Origin of the sequence: Pseudomonas sp. Mn2068 (assembly GCF_049319725.1) — a bacterium.
GTDB classification, from domain to species: domain Bacteria; phylum Pseudomonadota; class Gammaproteobacteria; order Pseudomonadales; family Pseudomonadaceae; genus Aquipseudomonas; species Aquipseudomonas gingeri.
On record NZ_JBMOUG010000002.1, the window covers coordinates 633,677 to 658,446 of the forward strand.

13 protein-coding genes are annotated in these 24,770 nt (G+C 63.4%); 11 read left to right on the forward strand and 2 right to left on the reverse strand.

Annotation, left to right across the window (positions count from 1 at the left end):
• Positions 1–7: 7 nt before the first annotated feature.
• Positions 8–1,306, reverse strand: a complete 1,299-nt coding sequence (locus ACL9RJ_RS07335; protein WP_017125315.1) for an MFS transporter — start codon at positions 1,304–1,306, stop codon at positions 8–10.
• A 164-nt stretch (positions 1,307–1,470) separates the two neighbouring features.
• Positions 1,471–2,373, reverse strand: coding sequence for a LysR family transcriptional regulator (locus tag ACL9RJ_RS07340; RefSeq protein WP_017125316.1), 903 nt, complete (start codon positions 2,371–2,373; stop codon positions 1,471–1,473).
• A 106-nt stretch (positions 2,374–2,479) separates the two neighbouring features.
• Between ACL9RJ_RS07340 and ACL9RJ_RS07345 the strand changes: the two genes are divergently transcribed.
• From ACL9RJ_RS07345 to ACL9RJ_RS07395, 11 genes are all read left to right on the forward strand, one after another.
• Positions 2,480–3,343, forward strand: coding sequence for a VOC family protein (locus ACL9RJ_RS07345; protein ID WP_017125317.1), 864 nt, complete (start codon positions 2,480–2,482; stop codon positions 3,341–3,343).
• Complete coding sequence (locus ACL9RJ_RS07350) at positions 3,340–4,059, forward strand: class II aldolase/adducin family protein (RefSeq protein WP_422765077.1); 720 nt, start codon at positions 3,340–3,342, stop codon at positions 4,057–4,059. The genes ACL9RJ_RS07345 and ACL9RJ_RS07350 overlap by 4 nt, the downstream gene beginning before the upstream one ends.
• Positions 4,060–4,070: 11 nt before the next feature.
• The gene (locus ACL9RJ_RS07355; protein WP_422765123.1) at positions 4,071–5,531 is read left to right on the forward strand and encodes a 2-hydroxymuconic semialdehyde dehydrogenase; all 1,461 of its coding nucleotides are present in this window, start codon (positions 4,071–4,073) and stop codon (positions 5,529–5,531) included.
• Between the two features lie 8 nt (positions 5,532–5,539).
• Positions 5,540–6,322 carry a 2-oxopent-4-enoate hydratase gene (gene dmpE / locus ACL9RJ_RS07360; RefSeq protein WP_017125320.1) on the forward strand — a complete coding sequence of 261 codons (783 nt, stop codon included), beginning with the start codon at positions 5,540–5,542 and terminating at the stop codon, positions 6,320–6,322.
• A gap of 10 nt (positions 6,323–6,332) precedes the next feature.
• Complete coding sequence (dmpH, locus tag ACL9RJ_RS07365) at positions 6,333–7,133, forward strand: 2-oxo-3-hexenedioate decarboxylase (RefSeq protein ID WP_017125321.1); 801 nt, start codon at positions 6,333–6,335, stop codon at positions 7,131–7,133.
• A gap of 11 nt (positions 7,134–7,144) precedes the next feature.
• Positions 7,145–7,336 (forward strand): 2-hydroxymuconate tautomerase, encoded by a 192-nt coding sequence (locus tag ACL9RJ_RS07370; protein WP_103032879.1) that lies wholly within the window; start codon positions 7,145–7,147, stop codon positions 7,334–7,336.
• 16 nt (positions 7,337–7,352) lie between these two features.
• On the forward strand, positions 7,353–8,291 hold the full coding sequence (locus tag ACL9RJ_RS07375; protein WP_178963389.1) for an acetaldehyde dehydrogenase (acetylating): 939 nt from the start codon (positions 7,353–7,355) through the stop codon (positions 8,289–8,291).
• Between the two features lie 10 nt (positions 8,292–8,301).
• Complete coding sequence (gene dmpG / locus ACL9RJ_RS07380; RefSeq protein ID WP_177055363.1) at positions 8,302–9,339, forward strand: 4-hydroxy-2-oxovalerate aldolase; 1,038 nt, start codon at positions 8,302–8,304, stop codon at positions 9,337–9,339.
• A 54-nt stretch (positions 9,340–9,393) separates the two neighbouring features.
• Positions 9,394–10,746 (forward strand): MFS transporter, encoded by a 1,353-nt coding sequence (locus tag ACL9RJ_RS07385; protein ID WP_422765078.1) that lies wholly within the window; start codon positions 9,394–9,396, stop codon positions 10,744–10,746.
• 180 nt (positions 10,747–10,926) lie between these two features.
• The gene (locus ACL9RJ_RS07390) at positions 10,927–12,309 is read left to right on the forward strand and encodes an OprD family porin (RefSeq protein ID WP_422765079.1); all 1,383 of its coding nucleotides are present in this window, start codon (positions 10,927–10,929) and stop codon (positions 12,307–12,309) included.
• 464 nt (positions 12,310–12,773) lie between these two features.
• Positions 12,774–24,770 carry a filamentous hemagglutinin N-terminal domain-containing protein gene (locus ACL9RJ_RS07395; protein WP_422765080.1) on the forward strand — a complete coding sequence of 3,999 codons (11,997 nt, stop codon included), beginning with the start codon at positions 12,774–12,776 and terminating at the stop codon, positions 24,768–24,770.

A 24,770-nucleotide genomic window follows, 5' to 3' on the forward strand; every position in this document is an offset into this window, starting at 1 on the left:
TCAGGACTTACAGCGCCGGTTGGAGCTGCATCCTGGCCTTGCGATAGAGAAACAGCGTCGCGCACAGCGCACAGAGCGCGGCGAAGCTCATCCAGTAGCCCGGCGCGGCCTTGTCTCCGGTGTACTGGATCAGCGCGGTGGAGATCGCCGGGGTGAAGCCACCGAATACCGCCGTGGCCAGGCTGTAGGCCAGGGAGAAACCGGCCACGCGGACTTCCGCCGGCATGATCTCGGTCAGGGCCGCGACCATCGCGCCGTTGTACATGCCGTAGAGGAACGAGAACCACAACAGCACCAGCAGCATGCTGGTGAAGGTCGGTGCCTGGACCAGCAGCGACAAGGCCGGATAGGCCGTGGCCAGGGTCAGGCCGGACATGGTCAGCAGCACTGGACGGCGGCCGATACGGTCGGAGAGGGCACCGCCCAGGGGCAGCCAGCAGAAGTTCGAGACACCCACCAGCAAGGTCACCAGCAGGCTGTCGGCGGTGCTCAGGTGCAGCACGGTCTTGCCGAAGGTCGGCGCGTATACGGTGATCAGGTAGAAGGCGGTGGTGGTCAGCGCGACCATCAGCATCCCGGCGACCACGATCACCCAGTTCTGCGCCAGGGTGTTGAACACCTCGCGCATGCCCGGACGGTGCTTGCGCTTGGCGAACTCTTCGGTTTCCGCCAGATTGCGCCGCAGCAGGAAGATGAACGGCACGATCATGCAGCCGACCAGGAACGGGATGCGCCAGCCCCAGTCGGCGACCGTGCTGGCCGACATCCACTGGTTCAGGCCGTAACCCAGGGCGGCGGCGATGACCACGGCGACTTGCTGGCTGCAGGACTGCCAGGCGGTGAAGAAGCCCTTGCGACCTGGCGTGGCGATTTCCGACAGATAGACCGAGACGCCGCCCAGTTCGGCACCGGCGGAGAAACCCTGGAGCAGGCGGCCGATCAGGACCAGGGCCGGGGCCAGCAGGCCGATGCTTTCGTAGCCGGGCACCAGGACGATGAGGATGGTGCCGCTGGCCATGATCGACAGGGTGACGATCAGGCCCTTGCGCCGGCCGACGTCGTCGATATAGGCACCGAGGATCACCGCGCCCAGCGGGCGCATCAGGAAGCCGGCGCCGAACACGGCGAAGGTCATCATCAGCGAGGCGAACTCACTGCTGGCGGGGAAGAAGGCAGCGGCGATATAGGTGGCGTAGAAGCCGAACAGGAAGAAGTCGAATTGTTCGAGGAAGTTACCCGAGGTAACGCGAAATACCGCGCCCGCCTTGGCACGGGCAGAACTGGCGGTCGGTGTTGAGGCATGCATCTTGAAGGTCTCCAGCGCTTTTATGGCCTGCATCGCAGTGCAGATTTTTATTGGCGGGGATACTGGAGCAGCCTTATAGATTTGATAAGTGCATTTTTAGAATGGATTGATGCGCACGGCAAATTAATACCAAATGTTTCTGTGGCCGCCCGGCCGCGGAAAGACTACTCCCCGGGCACGAACAGTTCGCGAACCGTCTGTCGCAACCACATATGCCGCGGGTCCTTCTGGAACCGTGCATGCCAGTGCTGCTTGAGGTCGTAGCTGGGAAAGTCGACCGGCGGCTCGATGGTCCTGACCGCCGAATCCTCGGCATACAGCCGGGCCACCGTGCGCGGCAGCACCACCACCAGGTCCGAGCGCTCGATGATGGCCGAGGTGCTCATGTAGTGGGACATCTGCAGCACGATATTGCGTTCCACTCCGAGCGCCGCCAGGTGACTTTCGTACATTTCCTGGCTGCGGCTGCCGTCGCGTACCTGCAGGTGTTCGAGGGCGCAGAAGTCCTCCAGCGACAGGCGCTCGTCCTTGATCGGATGGTCGCGGCGGATCAGGCACACCAGGTCGTGGGAGAACAATCGCTGCTGGTAGATGTTCGGTGCGTCGAGGTCGGGGAAATAGCCCAGCACCATGTCCACCCGGCCTTCGCGCAGGTGTTCGGCAAGGTCCCTGGGCGACAGGCCGAAGGTGCGGATCCGCGCCTTCGGGGCGACCTTGCGCAGGTGCTCGAACAGGGTCGGCAGGAACACCACTTCGCCGATTTCGCTGAGGCAGAAGGTGAACTCGTCGCTGCTGCGGGACGGATCGAAGGTCGGGTTGCTGAGGATATCGCGGTCGATGATATCGATCACTTCGCGGGTCCGCTCGATGATGCTCTGGGCCCGTGGCGTGGCTTCCATGCGGCTGCCGGAGCGAACGAACAGCGCATCCCCGAGGGAATGGCGCAGGCGCGAGAGGGCGGCGCTGACTGCCGGCTGGCTCATGCCCAGGTGCTGGGCGGCGATGGTGACATTGCCGGCTTCGTGGATCGCCAGCAGGACGCGAAGCAGGTTGAGGTCGGTGCGCATACTCTATAACCAAATCAAATAGTCTGAATAAACAGAATTAGCTTCGATTATTTAAGCCGGGGCGCGAGGATTGTGTCCAGACAAAAATAATACCGAGGCATCCCTCATGATCAATCTGCATGACATCCGCTACGTGCGTCTGGGCACGGCGGATATCGACCAGGCTCGCCAGTACGCCACACAGGTGCTCGGCTTGCAGGTCGCCCGCAGCGCCAATGGGGCGGTGTACTTCCGCTCCGACAGCCGCGACCACACCCTGTGCTACTACGAGGGTGATCCCACCGAAACCACCACCGCCTTTGAAATCAACTCCAGCGCCGAACTCGACCACGCCGCGCAACTGTTGGAAGACAACGGCTTTGCCGTCCGCCATGGCAGCCGCGAAGAAGCCGAGTTGCGCGCGGTCGCCGAGCTGATTCACTTCCGCGATCCCAGCGGCAACCAGATCGAACTGGTGCTTGCGCCCCATGCTTATGGCGGACGCTATTTCCCCTCGCGGGACGCCGGGATCACCGGTTTCAGCCATATCGGCCTGCGTACCACCAACGCCAGGCGCGACGAAGCGTTCTGGACCCAGTTGGCGAATGCCCGGGTCAGCGACCGGATCGGCGATGCGCCGCTGCTGCGTATCGATGAAGTGCACCACAAGATCGCCCTGTTTCCCTCGGCGCATCCAGGGGTTCAGCACATCAATCATCAGGTCGAGACCATCGACGACGTGATGCGCGCCTATTACTTCCTGCGCGAGCGCGGCATCAAGATCCTCTTCGGACCGGGCCGGCATCCGACTTCCGGCGCGGTGTTCCTCTACTTCGAGGGGCCGGACGGCATGACCTACGAGTACTCCACCGGGGTCAGCCACATCGCGCCCGAGCAGGAGGCCACTCACCACCCACGGCAATTCCCGCTGGCCCTGAGCTCGTTCTGCGCCTGGGGCTCGAAGCCGGATATCCCGGAGTTCAAGTCATGAACCGGCCGCCTGTCGCCACCCGCGCCCAGCAGATCGAACTGCGCATGGCCGCCCGGGCCCTGTCCCGGGCCGGCCTGGCCCATGCCTACGGGCACTGCAGCCTGCGCCTGGATGCCGGGCACTTCCTGGTCTGCGCCGCCAAGCCCATGGGCCTGATCGAGCCGGGCGAGGACGGCGTGGTGGTCGCCATCGACGCCGAACTGCCCGCCGGGGTGTTGGGGGAAGTGCGCATTCACCAGCAGATCTATCGGCGTCGGGCCGAGGTCGGCGCAGTGATCCGCAGCATGCCGACCCAGGTGATGACCTTGTCCTGCGCCCGCCTGACCCCGCAATCGCGGCACGGCATGGGCGCGTATTTCCATTCCTCGATTCCATTGTGGGACGACCCGCAACTGCTGCGTGACGACTCCCAGGCCGCGGCCCTGGCCGAGCAACTGGCCGGCCATGCCGCGCTGGTGATGCGCGGCAACGGCGCGATCGTGGTCGGCGCTTCGCTGGTGGAGGCACTGACCCTCAACTGGTACCTGGAGGACGCCGCCCGTATCGAGCTGCAACTGCTGGCCGCAGGGCTCGCGGGGCCGCTGCTGAGTGCCGGGGAAACCGCGCGCCGGGCCACCAACTCGGGACGAATTTTCGAACGCATGTGGGACCACCTCACCGCCGGCGATGCCGAGGCGGCCGTGTACCTACAAGATGGCTTACAAGAAGGAAACTGATCATGTCCAAACTGCCTCTGCGCGAGTTTCACAATTTCATCGGCAACCAGTGGGTCGAGGGTGTGCGCACCTTCGACAACCGCAACCCGGCCGACAACAGCCTGATCGGCCCGGTGCATGAAGCCGGCCAGGCCCAGGTGGATGCGGCAGTCAAGGCTGCCCGGGCGGCATTGACCGGGCCCTGGGGCCAGTTGAGCGTGGCCCAGCGCGTGGCCTTGCTGCACAAGGTCGCCGAAGGCATCGAGCGGCGTGCCGAAGAGTTCATTGCCGCGGAAATCGCCGATACCGGCAAGCCCTACGGGCTGGCCAGCCACCTGGATATTCCCCGTGGCGCGGCGAACTTCAAGGTGTTCGCCGACTTGATCAAGAACGTGCCCACCGAAAGCTTCACCATGGATACCCCGGACGGCGGCAAGGCGGTCAACTACGCGGTGCGTGCGCCGAGGGGCGTGATCGCGGTGGTCTGTCCGTGGAACCTGCCGCTGCTGCTGATGACCTGGAAGGTCGGCCCGGCCCTGGCCTGTGGCAACACCGTGGTGGTCAAGCCATCGGAAGAAACCCCGGCCACCGCGACCCTGCTCGGTGAAGTGATGCGCGATGCCGGCGTGCCGGCCGGGGTCTACAACGTGGTCCATGGCTTTGGCGAGAACTCGGCCGGGGCCTTCCTGACGGCCCATCCGGAGGTCAATGGCATCACCTTTACCGGTGAAACCGGCACCGGCGAAATCATCATGAAGGCCGCGGCCAGGGGCCTGCGCCCGGTGTCGCTGGAGCTGGGCGGCAAGAACGCTGGTGTGGTCTTCGCCGATGCCGACCTGGACAAGGCGGTGGCCGGTATTGCCCGCTCGGCCTTTGAAAACAGCGGCCAGGTCTGCCTCGGCACCGAGCGGGTGTATGTCCAGCGGCCGTTGTTCGAACGCTTTGTCCAGGCGCTCAAGGCCAAGGTCGAGACCCTGCGCATCGGCGCCCCCCATGCCGAAGGCACCACCCTGGGCCCGCTGGTGTCCCTCGGGCATCGGGAAAAGGTCCTCGGCTACTACCGCCAGGCGGTGCGGGACGGCGCGACCGTGGTCAGCGGCGGCGGGATCCCGCCGATGCCGGCGGAACTGGCTGAAGGCGCCTGGATCCAGCCAACCATCTGGACCGGCCTGGCGGAAGACTCGGCGGTGATCCGCGAAGAAATCTTCGGCCCGTGCTGCCATATCGCGCCGTTCGACGATGAGGAAGAAGTGGTGCGGCTGGTCAACGCCACCCAATACGGCCTTGCCGCCAGCGTCTGGACCAGCAACCTGCAAGTCGCCCACCGCATGGGCGCTGCCCTGGATGTCGGCATCTGCTGGATCAACTCGTGGTTCCTGCGCGACCTGCGCACCGCCTTCGGCGGTGCCAAGCAGTCGGGCATCGGCCGTGAGGGGGGTGTGCACTCCCTGGAGTTCTACACCGAACTTCGCAATATCTGCGTTCGCTTGTGAGGCCGGCCATGAATTCCCTGTCTATCCAGCAACTCGGTACCGAGCTGCACCGTGCCTTGAGCGAGCGTGAGGCGATTGCCCCGCTGACCGAGCGCCATCCGCAACTGACCATCGAGGAGGCCTACCAGATCCAGCTGGCGATGATCCAGCCCCGGCTGGACGCGGGCGAGCGGGTCATCGGCAAGAAAATCGGCGTCACCAGCCAAGTGGTGATGGACATGCTCGGAGTGGACCAGCCGGACTTCGGCCATCTGCTCAGCGGCATGCTCCACGGCGATGGCGCATCCATCGCCTGCGCCGGCCTGATCGCGCCCAGGGCCGAGGGCGAAATCGCCTTCGTGCTCAAGGACGACCTGGTCGGTCCCGGAGTGACCCTGGCCGATGTGCTGCGGGCCACGGCCTATGTGATGCCCTGTTTCGAGATCGTCGACTCGCGGATTCGCGACTGGAAGATCCGTATCCAGGACACCGTCGCCGACAACGCTTCGGCCGGAGCCTTTGTCCTGGGCGATGCCGGTGTCGCGCCCCATGAGATCGACCTGGCCTGTGTCGGCATGACCCTGGAAAAGAACGGTGAAATCGTCGCCACCGGCGCCGGTGCCGCCGCGCTCGGGCACCCGGCCAATGCCGTGGTCTGGCTGGCCAACACCCTCGGACGCCTGGGCATCGGCCTCAAGCGCGGCGAGGTGATTCTCTCCGGTTCGCTGGCGGCCATGGTGCCGGTCAAGCCCGGCGACCAATTGCGCATGAGCCTCGGCGGTATCGGCTCGGCGTCCGTGCGTTTCGTATAAGGAAAAACAGATGAACCTGACAGCAGAGACCATTGCCGGCCTGGCCGAGCATCTGGAAAACGCCGAGCTGAACCGCGAAGCGGTGGCCAAGATCACTGACACCCACCCGGAGATGGACTGGGAAGACGCCTATGCGATCCAGGATGCGATCCGCCAGCGCAAGGAGGCCCGGGGTGTGCGCATCGTCGGCCTGAAAATGGGCCTGACCTCGTTTGCCAAGATGAAGCAGATGGGCGTCACCGATCCGATCCACGGCTTCCTCACCGACTACGGCTCGTGCATGGACGGGGCGGTGATCGATGTCGATTCGCTGATCCATCCCAAGGTCGAGGCGGAGATCGCCTTTGTCCTCAAGCACCCGCTCAAGGGGCCGGGTTGTCATGTCGGCGATGTGCTGGCGGCCACCGATTTCATCCTGCCGGCGGTGGAGGTGATCGACTCGCGCTACGAGAATTTCCGCTTCGACCTCAAGAGCGTGATCGCCGACAACACCTCGTCGGCACGCTTTGTCACCGGCGGCCAGTCGCGCAGTGTCAACGGCATCGACCTCAAGTGCCTGGGGGTGGTGCTGGAGAAGAACGGCGAAGTGGTCGCCACCGCGGCGGGCGCGGCGGTACTCGGACACCCGGCGCAGAGCGTGGCGATGCTCGCCAATATGCTCGCGGCCCAGGGCCGTGAGTTGCCGGCCGGCTGCTTCATCATGACCGGCGGTGTCACCGAAGCCATCGCGGTGGCCGCGGGCGACCAGATCACCGTGCGTTACCAGCACCTGGGCAGCGTCTCGATGCGCTTCCAGTCGCAATCATCCTGAGGAGTCGGACCATGCCCATCATGCAGGTTTTCCTGATCGAAGGCCGTGACGAAGAACAGAAGGCCCGCTTGATCGCGGCCTTGACCGAGGCAGCGGTGGAGTCGATCCAGGCCCCTCGCGAATCGGTGCGGGTGATCATCACCGAGATGCCCCGGACCGACTTCGGCATCGCCGGCAAGACCGCCAAGGCCCTGGGCCGCTGACCGCGAGGAACACGACATGAGCGAACACAAGAAAAAAGTCGCCATCATTGGCTCCGGCAATATCGGCACCGATCTGATGATCAAGATCCTGCGCAATGCCAGGCATCTGGAAATGGCCGTGATGGTCGGCATCGACGCCGCCTCCGACGGCCTGGCCCGGGCCCGGCGCCTGGGCGTGGCGACTACCCATGAGGGTGTCGAGGGCCTGGTGCGCATGGCTGAATTCGCCGATATCGATTTCGTCTTCGATGCCACCTCGGCCAGCGCCCACGTGGCCAACGATGCACTGCTGCGCCAGCACAAGCCGGGCATCCGCCTGATCGACCTGACCCCGGCCGCCATCGGTCCGTATTGCGTGCCGGTGGTGAACCTGGAAGCCAACCTGCAGGCGACCAACGTCAATATGGTCACTTGCGGCGGCCAGGCGACCATTCCCATGGTGGCGGCGGTGTCGCGGGTGGCGAAGGTGCACTATGCCGAGATCATCGCCTCCATCAGCAGCAAATCGGCCGGTCCCGGGACCCGGGCCAATATCGACGAGTTCACCGAAACCACGGCCCATGCCATCGAGGCGGTCGGCGGGGCGGGGAAGGGCAAGGCGATCATCGTGCTCAACCCGGCCGAGCCACCGCTGATGATGCGCGACACGGTCTATGTGCTGTCGCAGGCGGCCGATCAGGCTGAAGTCGAAGCGTCCATCGAGGCGATGGCCCAAGCGGTGAAGGCCTATGTGCCGGGCTATCGGCTCAAGCAGAAAGTGCAGTTCGAGGTGATCCCTGCCGAGACACCGCTGCACATTCCCGGCCTGGGGCAGTTCAGTGGCCTGAAGACCACGGTGTTTCTCGAAGTCGAAGGCGCCGCCCATTACCTGCCGGCCTATGCCGGCAACCTCGACATCATGACCAGCGCCGCGTTGGCGACCGCCGAACGCATGGCCCAGTCCATGGCCCACTGAGGAGACTCCCATGACCTTCAATCCCGGCAAGAAACTCTATATCTCCGACGTGACCCTGCGCGACGGCAGCCACGCGGTACGGCACCAGTATTCCATCGACAATGTGCAGGCCATCGCCCGTGCCCTGGACAAGGCCCGCGTCGACAGTATCGAGGTCGCCCACGGTGATGGCCTGCAAGGCTCCAGCTTCAACTACGGCTTTGGCGCCCACACCGACCTGGAATGGATCGAAGCGGTCAGCGATGTGATCAGCCATGCCAAGGTTGCCACTCTGCTGCTGCCCGGCATCGGTACCGTGCATGACCTAAAGGCCGCCTACAACGCCGGGGCGCGGGTGGTGCGCGTCGCGACCCACTGTACCGAGGCGGATGTCTCGCGCCAGCACATCGAATACGCCCGCGAGCTGGGCATGGACACCGTCGGTTTCCTGATGATGAGCCACCTGACCAGCCCGCAGAACCTGGCGCTGGAAGCGCAGAAGATGGAAAGCTACGGCGCCACCTGTATCTATGTGGTGGACTCCGGCGGCGCGATGAGCATGCAGGATATCCGTGAGCGCTTCCGTGCGGTGAAGGCCGTGCTCAAGGCCGAAACCGAAACCGGCATGCATGCCCACCACAACCTGTCGCTCGGTGTCGCCAACTCGATCGTCGCCGTGGAGGAGGGCTGCGACCGGATCGACGCCAGCCTCGCCGGCATGGGCGCCGGGGCCGGCAACGCGCCGCTGGAGGTGTTTATCGCCGCCGCCGAACGTCTCGGCTGGAACCACGGCACCGACCTCTACACCCTGATGGACGCCGCCGACGATATCGTCCGCCCCTTGCAGGACCGGCCGGTGCGGGTCGACCGTGAAACCCTGGCCCTGGGGTACGCCGGGGTCTATTCGAGCTTCCTGCGTCATGCCGAGATCGCCGCGCGACGCTACGGGCTCAAGGCCGTGGACATCCTCGTCGAGCTGGGCCAGCGGCGCATGGTCGGCGGCCAGGAAGACATGATCGTCGACGTTGCCCTGGACCTGCTGCAGAGGTCGAAAATCTACCCGACCTGAACGCGCTGAAACCTGTTTCACCCCACTGACAAATCCAATAACAGGGGAAACACCATGAACCACAAGACCGCCTCCATTGGCGAAATCATCGATGCCTGTGCGATATCCCGTTACCAGATCATTGTCCTGCTGCTGTGTTTCCTGGTGGTACTGGTGGACGGTTTCGATACGGCCGTGATCGGCTATATCGCACCGTCCCTGCGCCAGGAATGGGGACTGCAACCGAGCCAACTGTCGCCGGCCTTCGGTGCCGGCCTGTTCGGCCTGATGTGCGGGGCCTTTCTGTTCGGTCCCATCGCCGACAAGTACGGGCGCAAGAAGGTCCTGCTGGTGTCGGTGCTGATCTTCAGCCTCGGCACCCTGGCCTCGGCCTGGGCCCATTCCATCGACAGCCTCACGGCCTTGCGCTTCCTCACCGGGATCGGCCTGGGCGGGGCGATGCCGACCTGTATCACCCTGAGTTCCGAGTATTCGCCGCTGCGCCGGCGGATGATCATGGTGACCCTCAGCTACAGCGGTTTCACCACCGGCCTGGCTCTGGGCGGGGCGGTGGCGAGCCAGATCATCCCGGCCTTCGGCTGGCGCGGCGTGCTGCTGATCGGCGGGCTCGCACCGCTGCTGTTGCTGCCCGTGCTGGCCTGGTACCTGCCGGAATCGGTGCGCTACATGGCGGCGCACCCGCGTTATGCACCGGCCTTGCGCAAGGTGGTGGAGAAGATCAGCGGGCGTCGCGACTGGGATGAGGTGACCTTCGTCGAAGACCAGCGGCCGGCGGTCGAACGTTCGCCGATCTCGCAACTCTTCATCGAAGGCCGGGCACTGCGCACGGTGCTGCTGTGGGGCACCTTCTTCTGCTCGCTGTTTGTCTTCTATCTCCTGACCAGCTGGTTGCCGAGCATCCTCAAGGACGCCGGCTACGACATCGCCAGTTCCGCGCGGATCGGTGCCATGGTGCCGCTGGGCGGAACCCTCGGGGCGATATTCATGGCGCTGCTGATGGACAGGGTCAGTCAGTACAAGGTGCTGGGTCTGGCCTACCTCGGTGCGGCGCTGGTGATCGCCCTGGTGGGCTTTGCCCTCGGCCAGGCGACCTGGCTGACCGTCGCGGTGTTCTTCGTCGGCTTTGGCGTGGCCGGTGCGCAGAACGGCCTGAACCTGCTTTCGGCAAGCATCTACCCGACCACGGCGCGGGCCACCGGCGTGAGCTGGGCCATGGCCAACGGCCGGGTCGGTTCGATCATCGGCTCGATGCTCGGCGCCTGGCTGATCGCCCAACTGGGCCAGCCCACGCTGTTCTTTATCGCCCTGGCGGTACCGGCCTTGCTCGGTTCCATCGCGATCTTCTCGTTGCAACGTTTCGCGGTACGGGAAGACCTGAGCGGCCCGCAGGTCTCCACGAGCCACTGAGGCACTGACGCCTCCCCACTGACACGACATCACCAATCCTGCCGTGCGCGGCAGGAGGGGCCGCGCTTTGCCTGAAATACGGCCATGAACACCGCTTTTTTGCAGGAGCCGGTGTTCAGGCAGGAAAAGGCAGGCGGACCTCGAGCTCCCGACAATAAAAAAACCAAGGGTGTAACTACCATGCGTCAACACAACAAGATCTCGCGTGCTTTGCAACCAACCCTGTTTGGCCTTTCGTTGCTGAGCGTTTCGTTGCCGGGCCTGTCGTTGCTTGGGCTGGCCGTCGCGCAGCCGGTTCGTGCCGAAGGCTTTATCGACGATGCCAAGGCCAGGCTCGACCTGCGCAACGTCTACTTCAACCAGGACAACCGCAGCGGCCCGGCGGCGCCTTCGAAGCTGGAAGAGTGGGGGCAGGGCTTTATCCTCAACTTCAGTTCCGGCTACACCCAGGGGCCGGTGGGCTTTGGCGTGGATGCACTGGGCATGCTCGGCGTGCGCCTGGACTCGGGGCGCGGCACCCATGGCAACCCGAACAGCGTCACCCAGGGCGGTTTCGTGTTCCCCACCGACAGCAGCGGTCGGGCGGTGGATGACTTCGCCACCCTGGGCCTGACCGGCAAGGTGCGCATCGCCAAGACCGAGCTCAAGGCCGGTACTTTGCTGCCGAAGATGCCGATCCTGGTCTACAACGACGGACGCCTGTTGCCGGAAACCTTCCAGGGCGTGCAAGTGACCTCCCGGGACTTCGACCACTTCACCCTGACCGGCGGCCAGGTCAGCCAGGTCAAGAGCCGCAACTCGTCGAACAATGAGAACCTGGCGATTGCCGGAGCCGGCGGACCGGCCGGACAACGCAGCAACAAATTCAACTTTGCCGGGGTCGACTATCAGGTCGATCCGAGCCTGCTGCTGCAGTACTACTACGGCAACCTGGAGGACTTCTACCAGCAGCATTTCCTCGGGCTGGTGCATACCCGGCAACTGCCGGTGGGGAGCCTGAAGACCGACCTGCGTTTCTTCGACAGTTCGTCCGACGGCCTCAACGGCACCCGTGCCGGCCGCCAGGAGGGCTACCTGAGCAGCGGCTATCACAACAACGGCGAGGTCGATAACCGCGCCTTGGCCGGCCTGTTCACCTACAGCCTGGGCGGGCATGCGGTGAGTCTCGGCTATCAGCACCTCAACGGTTCCAGCGATTTTCCGTTTCTCAACCAGGGCGACGGCTCGGCCACCTACCTGATCACCGACCGCCAGACCGGCGCGCGCTTCCAGCGTGCGGGGGAGAACACCTGGGTCTCGCAGTATGGCTACAACTTCGCAAGCCTGGGCCTGCAGGGGTTGACCACCCAGGTGACCTACCAGCGCGGCGGGCAGATCAAGTCGGACCAGGGCGACCAGCACGAGTGGGAGCGTGACCTGATGGTCAGCTATGCGTTCCAGAGCCCGATGTTGCGTGGCTTCGGCATGCAATGGCGCAACGCGATGCTGCGCAGCACCGTCGCCAGCCAGCGTGACCTGGACGAGAACCGGGTGTACCTGACGTATACCGTGGATCTGTTCTGAGCTCTACCGCTCGTGCCCGCGCTCCGGCGTGGGCATGCAGCCCGTGACGCCCTCGTCACAAAGAGCGGACGCAGAGCCTCCAGAGAGGCATTCCCACGCCGGAGCGTGGGAACGATCGAACGCGCCTGCGTGGGAGTGCCGGACTAGACGCTCCGCATCGGTTTTCTGGAGAAAAAAACAAACCCGCCCACCGCTGTGTCTTGCGCCGGATCGATGCAGATCGACTCCCGGCAACGGCATTTTCCGCCATGTATCGAGACTGAAATATTTTCCGTGCGTTCATTGACGCCATTGTTTTGTCTCTTTAGCATCGCGATGTCATTTTGATGTTACCGCTTTTTTCAAGGGATTGAACCGGCGGGCTCCACCTGTCGCCGAGAGCGGGCCAGGGGGCCGCCTTACACGATCTCCTTGCAGTTGAGCGTCTTCTCATCCTGCGTTTCATCTGATTCGAGATTCCAGACATGGACGTCCGCCAGTTCGCGCTTCTTGCGCGCCAACCTTCTGCTGCCCTGAAAAACCGTGAGCACTTCCTGGGACTGCCCAAGCGTGGCCTGGCGTTCCTGTTGGCGAACGTGATGTTCTGGCAGCCGCTGTGGGCCCAGGCGGACGGTATCGTGGTCAGCGCGCCGGGAACCACGCTCGGTCAGGCGGGCAATGGCGTGCCCATCGTCAATATCGCCGCTCCAAACGCCAACGGGCTGTCCCACAACCAGTTCCACGACTACAACGTCGGGACCAACGGCGTCATCCTCAACAACGCCATCGACCGGACCCAGTCCACGCAACTGGGCGGCATCATCCTCGGCAACAGCAACCTCAACGGCCGGGCCGCCACCACCATCCTCAACGAAGTCAACGGCGGCAGCCCCAGCCAGTTGCGTGGCTACACCGAAGTGGCGGGGCAGTCGGCCCATGTGATCGTCGCCAACCCTTACGGCATCAGTTGCAGCGGTTGCGGCTTTATCAACACGCCGCAGGCAACGCTCACCACCGGTAAACCGGTGATCAGCAATGGCCAGGTGTCGGGTTACCAGGTCGACCAGGGCAGCGTGTCCATCGAAGGCGCCGGGCTCAACGCCAACAATATCGACCAGTTCGAAATCATCACCCGCTCGGCCCGGCTCAATGCCGAGATCCAGGCGAAGAACCTGGCGATCATTGCCGGCGCCAACGATGTCGATGCCAAGACCCTCAAGGCCACCGCCCGCACGGCCAATCCGGCCAATGCCCCACAACTGGCGATCGATTCCTCGGCACTGGGCGGCATGTACGCCGGGGCGATCAAGCTGGTGGGTACCGAAGCCGGTGTCGGGGTCAAGCTCGACGGCAAGATGGTCGCCAGCGGTGGCGATATCCAGCTCGATGCCAACGGCCATCTGAGCATGGTCGACACGGCGGCGAGCGGAGCGGTCAACGTCCAGGCCCAGAGCCTGGAGGCCAAGGGCCCGGTCTACGCCGGCACCACCCTGGACATGCAAACCCAAGGCGACCTGAGCAGCCAGAACAACCTGGTCGCCAAGGACCGCATCACGCTGAGCAGCGGCGGCCAGCTGAGCAACAACGGCATCATCGAAGCCGGGGTCAATCTCGACAACACCCGTAACAGTGAAGGCGACGTCAGCGTCACGGCGCAGAACCTCAGCAACGCCGGCAAGACCATCCTTGCCAGCCGTGACCTGTCCGTTACCACCACACAAACCCTGAACAACCAGGGCGGCACCCTGAGCGGCCAGCGGCAGATCACGGTCACCGCCGGCACCCTCGACAACCGGAACAAGGGCCGGGTACTCAGTACCGACCGCCTGAACCTGACCGCCGACAAGGCCATCAACGGCAAGGGCGGCCTGATCTCCAGCAACGGCGATCTGGTGGTCAACGTCGGCGCGCTAGGCAATCGCGGCGGGGAGATTTCCAGCCTGGCCGATGTCACCCTCAACGTCGCCACCCTGGACAACAGCGCCGGCCTGATCGCGTCCGACAAGAGCTTGAATCTCACGGCCAGTGGCGCTGCCAATAACCGTGGCGGCGCCTTGTCAGGTTCAACCCTGGTCACCCTGAAGGGCGCGAGTCTGGACAATACTCAGGGGCACATCACCGGCGACCTGGGGTTGAGCATCGACCTCAGCGGCGCTTTGGATAATCACGGGGGAACCCTGGGTTCCGGCAAGGCCTTGAGCCTGACCGCTGCCAGCCTCGACAACCGTGCGGCAGGCACCGTGCTGGCGGCGGACGGCAATCTGACCGCTACCGTCAGCGGCGCATTTGATAACCGTGAGCAGGGCAAGCTGCGCGCCACGGGCAATATCGAGCTGAACACCGGCAGCCTGGACAACCGTGGCGGCAGCCTGGCGGGCAAGGATCACCTGACCTTGCGCGGCGCTTCGGCGGACAACCGTGGCGGCCTGATCCAGGCCGACAAGGACCTCAAGCTGCTGGTCGATCAGTTGGACAACCGCGACAAGGGCAATCTTGTCGCCAAGGCGGCCATCGTCTTCGAAGGCACCCGCCTGGACAACAGCGGCGGCCTGCTCAGCGCGGTCGGCCCGATCAGTCTCAAGGCCAGGGAGGTTGCCAACACCCAGGGCCGTATTGCCAGCCAGGGCGACCTCGACGCCAACATCGACAGCCTGAGCCAGCAGGGTGGGGCGCTGGTGGCCCAGGGCTCCCTGCTGCTGACCGGCAAGAACCTCGACAACCGCAATGGCGGTACGCTCGCCAGCACCCAGGGCCTGACCGTCAATGTCGAGCAGATCGACAACCGCGCCGGCGAGCTGTCCAGCACCCGCGGCAGCGTCAGTGTCAGCGGACAGCGCCTGGATAACAGCGATGGCGGCAAGCTGCTGACCGAGACCGACCTCGGCCTTGTCGTGGCGCAAGTGATCAACCAGAACAAGGGCCGACTGTTCGCCAGGGGCAGCGTCAACCTGAGCGGCACGAGCCTGGATAACAGCGGCGGGAACATCTCCGCCCTCCAGGGCCTGGATATCCGCCTCGATGGCGCGCTGCTCAACAACACCGGCCTGCTCAGCAGCGAAGGTGCCCTGGACCTCAAGGTCGGTAGCCTGGACAACACGGCCGGCAAGCTCGACAGTGCCGCCGACCTGTCGATCGAGAGCCAGGGGGCGTTGCTCAACCAGGGCGGTTCGATCCTCTCGGACCAGGGCCTGGTACTCGTCAGCAGCAGCCTCGACAACAGCCGCAAGGGCCTGATCAGCGGCAAGGGCGCCACCCGCGTCACCACCGGCACTCTCGACAACAGTCAGGCAGGACGGCTGACCAGCGACGACCGCCTGGACCTGACGGCAACCCGCGTCAACAACGGCGCGTCCGGCCGTATCGCCAGTGCCGGGGACCTGACCGCCAGCATCACCGGCCTCGACCAGCAGGGCGGCGAACTGTTCAGCAAGACCCAGCTGAGCCTCGACCTGCACAACGGCCGGCTGGACAACAGCAACGGCCTGATCAACGGCCCGCTGCTGGTGCTCAAGAACCTCGACGAGGTGGTCAACCAGGGCGGTGAGATCTCCAGCGCCCAGGCCTTCGCCCTCGTCGCGAAAAGCCTCGACAACAGCAGCGGCAAATTGCTCGGCAGCCAGGGCCTGACCCTGCGCATCGATCAGGCGCTGAGCAACATCAAGGGCCTGATTGCCGCCGCGTCGCTCGACAGCCGTAGTACCCGCCTGGACAACAGCCAGGGCCTGATCAGCAGCCGGGGTGCCATCGACCTGGGCGTGACCGGAGCCTTGATCAACCAGGGCGGTACCCTGGTGGGCGATGGCGCGATCCTGTTGACGGCCAGCAGCCTGGATAACAGCAATGGCGCCATCTCTGGCAAGGCCGATGTCACGGCGAACATTGCCACTCTGGACAACCGCAACGGCAAGCTGATCGCCAGCGGTGCGCTGGCCCTGGGCGGGACCTCCTTGGATAACCGCCAGAACGGCCTGGTAGGGGCGACAAAAGCGCTGAAACTCGATGTCGGCGTCATCGACAACCGCGGCGGCGAGCTCTCCAGCAGTGCCGATATCCGCCTGACCGGCAACCGCCTGGACAACAGCGACAGCGGCAAGCTCCTCGCCGATACGACGCTGACACTCGAAATGGCTCAGGTACTCAACCGCAACCTGGGGCTGCTCAAGGGCAAGACCGGCGTCACGCTGGATGGCCAGACCCTCGACAATACCGGCGGCCAACTGCTCAGCGACCAGGATGCACTACTTACCCTCGGGGCTGACCTCGACAACAGCGCTGGCCTGATCAGCAGTGAAGGCCGGCTGGATGTCAGCAGCGTCGGGCTGACCAACACTGCCGGCACCCTGTCGAGTGCCGGGGCGCTCAAGGTCAAGGCCAGCGGGGCATTGGGCAACCAGGGCGGACGCCTGGTCAGTGACAGCAGCATCGACCTGACCAGCAGCCGTCTCGACAACGCCCAAGCGGGAGTGATCAGCGGTAAAGGTGCGGTCACTGTCAGTACCGGCGCCTATGACAATCGCACCGGCAGCCTGAGCAGCAGCGACAGCCTCACCCTGACGGCGGGGCAGGTCAGCAACCAGAACGGCCGCATCGGCAGCGACAAGGCCCTGGTCGCCAGCGTCACCGGCCTGGACCAGCAGGACGGCAAGCTCTTCAGCAACACGGCACTGACCCTGGACCTGAACAATGGCCAACTGAACAACCAGAACGGTCTGATCAACGCACCGTCACTGGTGCTCGACAACCTCAAGGGCGTGAACAACCAGGGGGGTGAAATCTCCAGTGCACAGGCCTTCGCACTGACCGCCGACAGCCTGGATAACAGCAACGGCAAGTTGCTGAGCAACCAGGCCGTGACCTTGCAGGTCAACCAGGCGCTGGCCAACCTCAAGGGCCAGATCGCCGCCGCCGCGCTCGATATCCGCGCCGCCAGCCTCGACAACAGTGGCGGTACCGTCACCAGCCGTGGCGACCTCGACCTGACCATCCGTGGTCAACTGAGCAATCGCAGCCAGGGTCTGATCAACGCTGCGCAAGCCTTGAAGCTCAGCAGCGCCGACCTCGACAACCAGGGCGGCACCTTGCTCGGTGCCGGCGCCGTGACCCTCAACGCCATGGCCCTGAACAACAGTGGCAAGGGCCTGATCAACAGCCAGGGCGGTCTGACGATCAATGCCAGCAGCCTGGACTCCGGCAATGGCGGTGAAGTCTCGGCCAAGGGCGATATCGACCTGGCCCTCGGCGCCCTGGCCCAGAACGGTGGTCGCCTGCTCGGCGACCAGGCCATCCGCCTCGACCTGGCGGGTGGCGATCTCGACAACCGCAACGGCCTGCTCAACGCCAAGGGCCCCCTGACCCTCGATCGTCTGCGCGACCTGAGCAACCAGGGCGGTGAGCTTTCCAGCAACCAGAGCTTCAACCTCGTCGGACGTACGCTGGACAACAGCGGCGGCAAGCTGATCAGCAACAACCAGTTGGGCGTGACCGGCAGCAGCCTGATCAACCAGGGCGGCCTGATGTCCGGATGGCAGGGACTGGCCGTCAACGGCGCGAGCCTGGACAACCGCAACAGCGGCACCCTGTCCAGCCGCAACGGCAACCTGGGTGTCAACGTCAGTGGCGCATTGCTCAACAGCAATGCCGGTGCGCTGGTCAGCCAGCAGGCCTTGACCGTCAATGCCGCCAGCCTCGACAACAGCGCCGGTATCCTGTCCAGTGGCGGCGCCCAGCAGTTGACCATCAGCGGCCTGTTGAACAACGCCCAGGGCGGCTCCATCGACAGTGGTGCGACCCTGACCCTGCAAGCCATGGCCCTGAACAACAGCGGCACCCTCAGCGCGCAGCAGAACATCGGCTTCACCGGCACCACCCTGGATAACAGCAACGGCACCCTGACCGGCAAGGGCGCGGTCAGCCTCGATCTGCTCGGTGCCCTGACCAACACCAACGGCAAGCTCGCCAGCGCCGGGCCGCTGGTGATCAGCCGCAGCAGCCAGATTAGCAACCAGGGCGGCCAACTGGTCAGCCAGGGCTTGCTGAGCCTGCTCACCGGCAGCCTGGACAACCGCAATCACGGTACGGTCGCGGCCAATGACAATCTCGTCATCAGCAGCAGCGGCGCCGTCCAGAACAACAGCGACGGCCTGATCTACAGCCAGAACGGCGACGTCCGCCTCGGTGCCGCGAGTCTCGCCAACGGCAAGGGCTCGCTGCAAGGGCAGGGCGCACTGAACCTGACGGTCAGCGGCGATATCGACAACCAGAGCGGCAGGCTGATTGCCCAGAATGGCGACCTGACCGTCAGCGCGGCCAACATCGACAACCGTGGCGGCACCCTGGCCAGCGTCAAGGGCGCCCTCGAAGCCCGTATCGTCGGCGTGCTGAAAAACGGCTATGACCTGGGCAACAACCGTCAGGGCGGCATCATCCAGGCCCAGCGCCTGACCCTCGGCGCCCTGGGCGGTATCGACAACTATGGCGGGCGGATCGCGGCGCAGAGTGGCGATACCCTGGTCACCACCGCCGACTTCGACAACCGCAATGGCGGTCTCTACGCCAAGGGCCTGGTGCAGGTCAGTGGCAACAACTTCGACAACAGCGGTGACAACGACGGACAGATCGCCGGCCAGCGCATCGACCTCAGCCTCAACGGCGCGCTGAACAATCGCCTGGGCGTGATTGAAAGCGACAGCACGCTACGCGTCCGCGCGGCCAGCCTCGACAACCAGACCGGCCAGATCCGTGCGCTGGGTACTAGCGGCAAGACCGATTTCCAGATCGGCGGCCTGTTCGACAACCGCAATGGCAAGCTGGAAACCGCCAACAGCGACCTGACCCTCAATGCCGGCGGCTTCCAGAACCTGGGCGGCAACCTGCTGCATGTGGGTAGCGGCATCTTTGATATCAGCACCGCCAATATCACCAATGCCGGCGGCAGCCTGCTGACCCGTGGCGGCCTGACCCTGACGGCGGACAGCTGGACCAACAGCAGCGTGATCCAGGCCGGGCGCCTGACGGTGAACGTCAACACCCTCAACCAGACCGCTAGCGGGCAATTGCTGGCCTCCGACAGCCTGACCGGCAACGGCGGCAACTGGAACAACGATGGGTTGATCGCCAGTGATGGCTCGGCCAACCTGACGCTCGCCGGCACCTACGGCGGCAATGGACGCTACAGCAGCGTGGGCACTCTGGGCCTGAGTGCGGCACAGGTGAACCTAGGGAGCGCGACGAGCATTGCCGGTGGCGCTGATACCACGATCAGTGCCGGTGGCCTGAGCAACTACGGCCGCCTCACCTCTGCGGCTGGGCTCAGTGTTACAGCGGGCACCTTGAACAATTATGGAACCCTGGGCAGCACCGGTACGTTGAGTGTCAACACTCCTGTCCTGCTGAACGAAAAGGGCCTGATCTTCAGCGGTGGCGATAGCACACTGCAAGTCAACAGTTTCACCAACCATTCGGCCCAGGTGTACTCGCTGGGCGCCGTCAATATCGGTGGTTATGGCGGTGCGGCCCAGGCTACTCAGGTACTCAATATCTCCGGAGCGTTGGAGAGTACCGGCAAATTCACCCTCAACGCGGCAAACTTCGAGAACCGCACGGAAAGCTTCAGTGTAGGGCGTACGCTGGTCTCGGGCGCCATTGCCGTTCAGTGCCTGGACTGCTCGGGCGACCACTACGACCTCAACTATATTGCTCGGGAGGTCTTCGAAGGGCAGGACACGGACACCAGCGCCGCCGCTTCGCTCATCGCCGGCGGGGATTTCGCCTTCAAGGGCGGTAATTTCCTCAACAGCAAAAGCACTGTCAGCGCAGGCGGCAATATCACCATCCAGGCCGATAACCTGAAAAATATCGGTGCGGTCGGGGGCACCATCGAGCGTACCCGTATCTATCGAACGGGGAGGATTACCGACGGTACCGCGAACCGCTCGATGCCTTGGGTGGTCGGCTACAATCAGCGCAATAACCCTGACTTTCCGAACGTCTACTACGTCAATGCGGCCGGGGGGCTGAGCCTGGGGAGGCCCGAGTTCATCACCAGCAACGATGGTGATAGCTCGTCAACCTACCTCGGCCTGGTGAACATGGTCACGGGTGATGAAATCACCAACACCCTGATCGGCTATGGCTACAGGAGCATTCCAACCTCCCAGTATGACCGCAATAACCTGGTCGCCTTGCCGGGGCAGTTGCAGCAGTACTCGCTGACCAGTGATGTCGAAGTCTCACGGGACGGAAGCGGCACCGGTCGTAGTGCCGTCATCCAGGCGGCTGGCAAGGTTGCGATCACGGCGACCCAGAACCTGGAAAATAGCGTCATTCACCAGGATCACGCTGTTACTTCCGGGGCGAACAAAGTTCAGGCGACCCAGGTCAGCGCTGCTGGTGCACCCGTCAACATCAGGCTCAATGCTCAATTGGCACCTGATGTCGCGCAACAGCAGGTCAACCCGCTGGCACTGCCGGGCTTTAGCTTGCCAACCGGGGAGAATGGCCTGTTCCGTCTCAGCGGTCAGGCCGGCTCTGGCCGATCGATGGCGAGCACCGATCAGGGTCCACAAGCGTGGAGCATGGGCAGTGCGACGGTCACTGGCAGTCAACGGCAATCGGCTGGGGACGATGTTGCGGCGCGTAACCTCTCGTTCAGCGATTCCGCTCGGGTAGCGGCCAGCGACCTCCAGCTTGACCCGATTGCACGCCAGAGCACGAACAGCAGCATCAGTGGCAGCGTGATCAGTGTTGCAACGCCAGGAGAGGCCAGCAGTCTCCAGCTTGCGGGGCAAGGTGGCTTGGTCACGCCGGTCGGCGGTCAAGTCATCAATCGTGTGCAGGGCCTGCCGGACACCTCGGGCCGTTCCAATCCGCAGAAGTACCTGATCGAAACCAACCCGGTGCTGACCGATCTCCGGCAGTTCATGAGTTCGGACTACTTGCTGTCCAACCTCGGCTACAACCCCGATGAAAGCGCCAAGCGCCTGGGCGACGGTTTCTATGAGCAGAAGCTGATCCAGCAGGCGGTCGTGGCGCGAACCGGTCAACGTTTTATCGACGGCCAGACTTCCGACGAAGCGCTGTACAAGTACCTGATGGACAACGCCGTCAAGAGCAAGCAGCAGCTCGATCTGTCGGTGGGGGTCAGCCTGACCTCCGAGCAGGTGGCGGCGCTGACCCACGATATCGTCTGGCTCGAAGAGCACGAAGTGAATGGCGAGAAGGTCCTGGTGCCGGTGCTGTACCTGGCCCAGGCCACCAACCGCCTGGCACCGAACGGGGCCTTGATCCAGGGTTCGGACGTTACGCTGATCGCCGGCAAGGACCTGAACAACGCGGGGACGTTGCGGGCCAGCAATAATCTGTCGGCGACGGCGGGTAACGACATCGTCAACAGCGGCCTGATCGAAGCCGGTAATCGCCTGGATCTGCTGGCGGTCAACAACCTGGCCAACAAGTCCGGTGGGATCATCAGTGGGCGTGACGTCAACCTGACCACCATCAGCGGTGACGTGGTCAACGAACGGACGGTGACGACCGAAAAGGCCGGCGGCAATATCTATGATCGCCAGCGCAGCTTCCTGGATAACGCCGCTCGTATCGAGGCCGCCAACAACCTGAGCATCGACGCCGGACAGGATGTCATCAATGCGGGCAGCGTGCTGCACAGCGGCGCTGATACCGCGGTCAAGGCCGGGCGCGATATCGATATCGTGAGTACCGCGCGTATCGACAAGGATGACTACGGTCCGAAGAACAACAGCAGTTCCATTACCCAGTCTGGATCGGTCGTGGGAGCCGGTCGCGACCTCAAACTGACGGCCGCTCGAGATATATCGGTCATTGGTAGCCAGATCGATGTCCAGCGCGATATCGGCATGGCTGCCGTGGAGAACTTGACCCTCGGTTCTGCGGCTGACGAAAGCCACTCGTACTCCAAGTCGAAGAAGCTCACGACTCAGGAAGACCACGTCAAGCAGATCGCCACGACCGTGACGGCCGGTGGGGATGTCGCCCTCACTGCCGGGCAGGACATGGCATTGGTGTCCAGTCGGATCAATGCGGGCAACGAGGCCTACCTTGTAGCAGGCGGCGATCTTGACCTGCTCGCCGCGCAGGACAGCGATTACTCGCTGTATGACAAGAAGAAAAAGGGCAGCTTCGGCAAGTTGAAAACCCGTCACGATGAAGTGACCCAGGTAACGAACGTCGGCAGCGAGATCAAGACCGGAGGGAACCTGACGCTCAAGAGTGGAGATGACCAGCGCTACCAAGTGGCAAAACTGGAGAGCGGCAAGGACCTCACGTTGGATAGTGCAGGCAGTATCACCTTCGAGGGAGTGAAGGACCTTCACGACGAGAGCCATACCAAAACCAACAACAACGCCTTCTGGAACTCTTCCAAGGGCAAGGGGAATACCGATGAAACGCTTCGCCAGAGCCAACTGACGGCGGCTGGGGCCATCACCATCAAGGCTGTCGAAGGCCTGTCGATCGATGTCAGGCAGGTCAATCAGCAGACGGTCAGCCAAAGCATCGATGCCATGGTGAAAGCTGATCCGAAGCTTGCCTGGCTCAAGGAGGCCGAGCAGAGGGGGGACGTGGACTGGCGACAAGTGAAGGAGATTCATGAGTCCTTCAAGTACAACACCTCGGGTCTGGGGCCAGCTTCGCAGTTGATCATCGCGATTGCTTTGGCTGCGGTCATGGGGCCGATGATGGCTGGCTGGAACACCATGGCTCAGGCGGGCGCCGTCAGTGTTGCAACCAAGGCGACCGTCAGCACCGTCAATAATCGGGGCAACCTGGGCGCGATACTCAAGGATGTGACCTCCAAGGACAGCCTCAAGGGCTATGCCGTTTCGATCGCGACGGCAGGTGTGGCCAAAGGGCTCAACTATAGCCCGGGTACTGTGGGATTCAACGCCCAGAGCCTGCAGACCGTTGCAATGAAAGTAGCGGCGGATGCCGTGATCAAGACAGCGGTGTATGGCGGCAGCTTCCAGGACAATCTCGCCAGCTCGGCAATGGGCACAGCGGCCAGCATCGGTGGAGCAATTGGGGCTGGCAAGATCGGTGATCAGGGGCTACCCGAAGGTGGTTTTGAAAAGATCCTGTTGCACGCCGGTCTCGGTGGCTTGCTGTCCAAGGCCATGGGGGGGGATTTCCGTACGGGGGCCATCGCTGGCGGCGCCAACGAAATACTGGTAGGGGCGTTGGGCGACAAACTTTTGCCGGAAAACCTCAAGCGCGGTTCACCCGAATACATCCAGGCTCAAGCAAACCTCATGGCGCTTTCGCAAATTGTCGGAGTGCTCGGTGCGGTGGCATCCAATGGCAACGCTGCCATTGCATCGGCGGTCGCGGGTAATGCCACCGAGTACAACTTCCTGGGGGACCATTCGAAAGCCATACGTGATCGTGCCCGTGAAGAGTATGACAAGACCGGCAGTCTTGCCGATGCGAGGAAGCTGGCTCTGCTCGAGGGTGCTGATCATCGTAGCGAGAACCTGCTGGCCATGCAGCATGACCACCCCGAGTCCATGTCGGCGGCGGACAAGAGGGAACTGGCCGCCTACCTGCAACTATATGGTGCCGAGCAGGAATCGCTGTATGGCCATGACGTTGCGGTGGCGCTGGTCAATAAACTGCTTGCGGAGGGGCCGGACCCCACTCGTGGTTACCTCTATGCGGGGATGGCCGGTGCAAAGATCTCTTATGCCGACCAAATGCGCGAGGCGGCCGGCGTCTCTGTATTCAACCCGCTCTGGACTCGCAAGCAGACAGATAACGAACTGATTTACAGGGACGCCCTGGCAGACCTGCGGATCAATAATGAAATGCAGGGATTGTCCAATATTGGCACACCGGCGTTGTACGCCATGTCCGGACCGCTAGGGGCGACTATAAGAGCCCTTGCGGCGATGAATGGTGCGGCCCAGGCCGGGTATGGTTTCGATCAGGGAATGAAGGGTGACTACTGGAATTCCGTTGGGAACCTGTTGGCGGGTTCATTGGGGGTGGCAGGACTTGCCGTACCTAATGTCATGCCTTCTGTCAGCGGGGGGAGTGCGGTCGCGGCGCAGGCAGAGAGAGAGCTGTTTGCGGCGATCAGCTCGATTCCTTCGAAGACCCAGGCTTCCAAGATCGCGACCATGATTGGTGCCTACGATCCAGAGACCGGAGCCATCGCAGTTGGAGCCAGCAATGGCAAGGTCACGGCAGAAATGCTGGATCCAAGGACGGTCAACTTTATAGAGGGCAAGCTGGGTGTTAAGGTTGGCGAAGTGACAGGTCTTTGTGCCAATAAAGCCGGTGCTTGTGCCGAAGTATTTGCCGCGGATCAGTTGATCAGGAAAGGTGTTGATCCTGAAAAAATCAGGTTTACACCCGCTTACCGGCCGAGGGAGGTTCTTAATGGAACACCTATCTCGAAGTCGGGCGTTGAAACCTGTAAGAACTGTGCAGCGACCTGGCTGGGGAATTGA

Bases quoted from the DNA above. Each gene is read 5' to 3' on its own strand.
- ACL9RJ_RS07335 (WP_017125315.1), bottom strand. From the start codon at position 1,306: ATGCATGCCTCAACACCGACCGCCAGTTCTGCCCGTGCCAAGGCGGGC.
- ACL9RJ_RS07340 (WP_017125316.1), bottom strand. From the start codon at position 2,373: ATGCGCACCGACCTCAACCTGCTTCGCGTCCTGCTGGCGATCCACGAA.
- ACL9RJ_RS07345 (WP_017125317.1), top strand. From the start codon at position 2,480: ATGATCAATCTGCATGACATCCGCTACGTGCGTCTGGGCACGGCGGAT.
- ACL9RJ_RS07350 (WP_422765077.1), top strand. From the start codon at position 3,340: ATGAACCGGCCGCCTGTCGCCACCCGCGCCCAGCAGATCGAACTGCGC.
- dmpE (WP_017125320.1), top strand. From the start codon at position 5,540: ATGAATTCCCTGTCTATCCAGCAACTCGGTACCGAGCTGCACCGTGCC.
- dmpH (WP_017125321.1), top strand. From the start codon at position 6,333: ATGAACCTGACAGCAGAGACCATTGCCGGCCTGGCCGAGCATCTGGAA.
- ACL9RJ_RS07370 (WP_103032879.1), top strand. From the start codon at position 7,145: ATGCCCATCATGCAGGTTTTCCTGATCGAAGGCCGTGACGAAGAACAG.
- ACL9RJ_RS07375 (WP_178963389.1), top strand. From the start codon at position 7,353: ATGAGCGAACACAAGAAAAAAGTCGCCATCATTGGCTCCGGCAATATC.
- dmpG (WP_177055363.1), top strand. From the start codon at position 8,302: ATGACCTTCAATCCCGGCAAGAAACTCTATATCTCCGACGTGACCCTG.
- ACL9RJ_RS07385 (WP_422765078.1), top strand. From the start codon at position 9,394: ATGAACCACAAGACCGCCTCCATTGGCGAAATCATCGATGCCTGTGCG.
- ACL9RJ_RS07390 (WP_422765079.1), top strand. From the start codon at position 10,927: ATGCGTCAACACAACAAGATCTCGCGTGCTTTGCAACCAACCCTGTTT.
- ACL9RJ_RS07395 (WP_422765080.1), top strand. From the start codon at position 12,774: ATGGACGTCCGCCAGTTCGCGCTTCTTGCGCGCCAACCTTCTGCTGCC.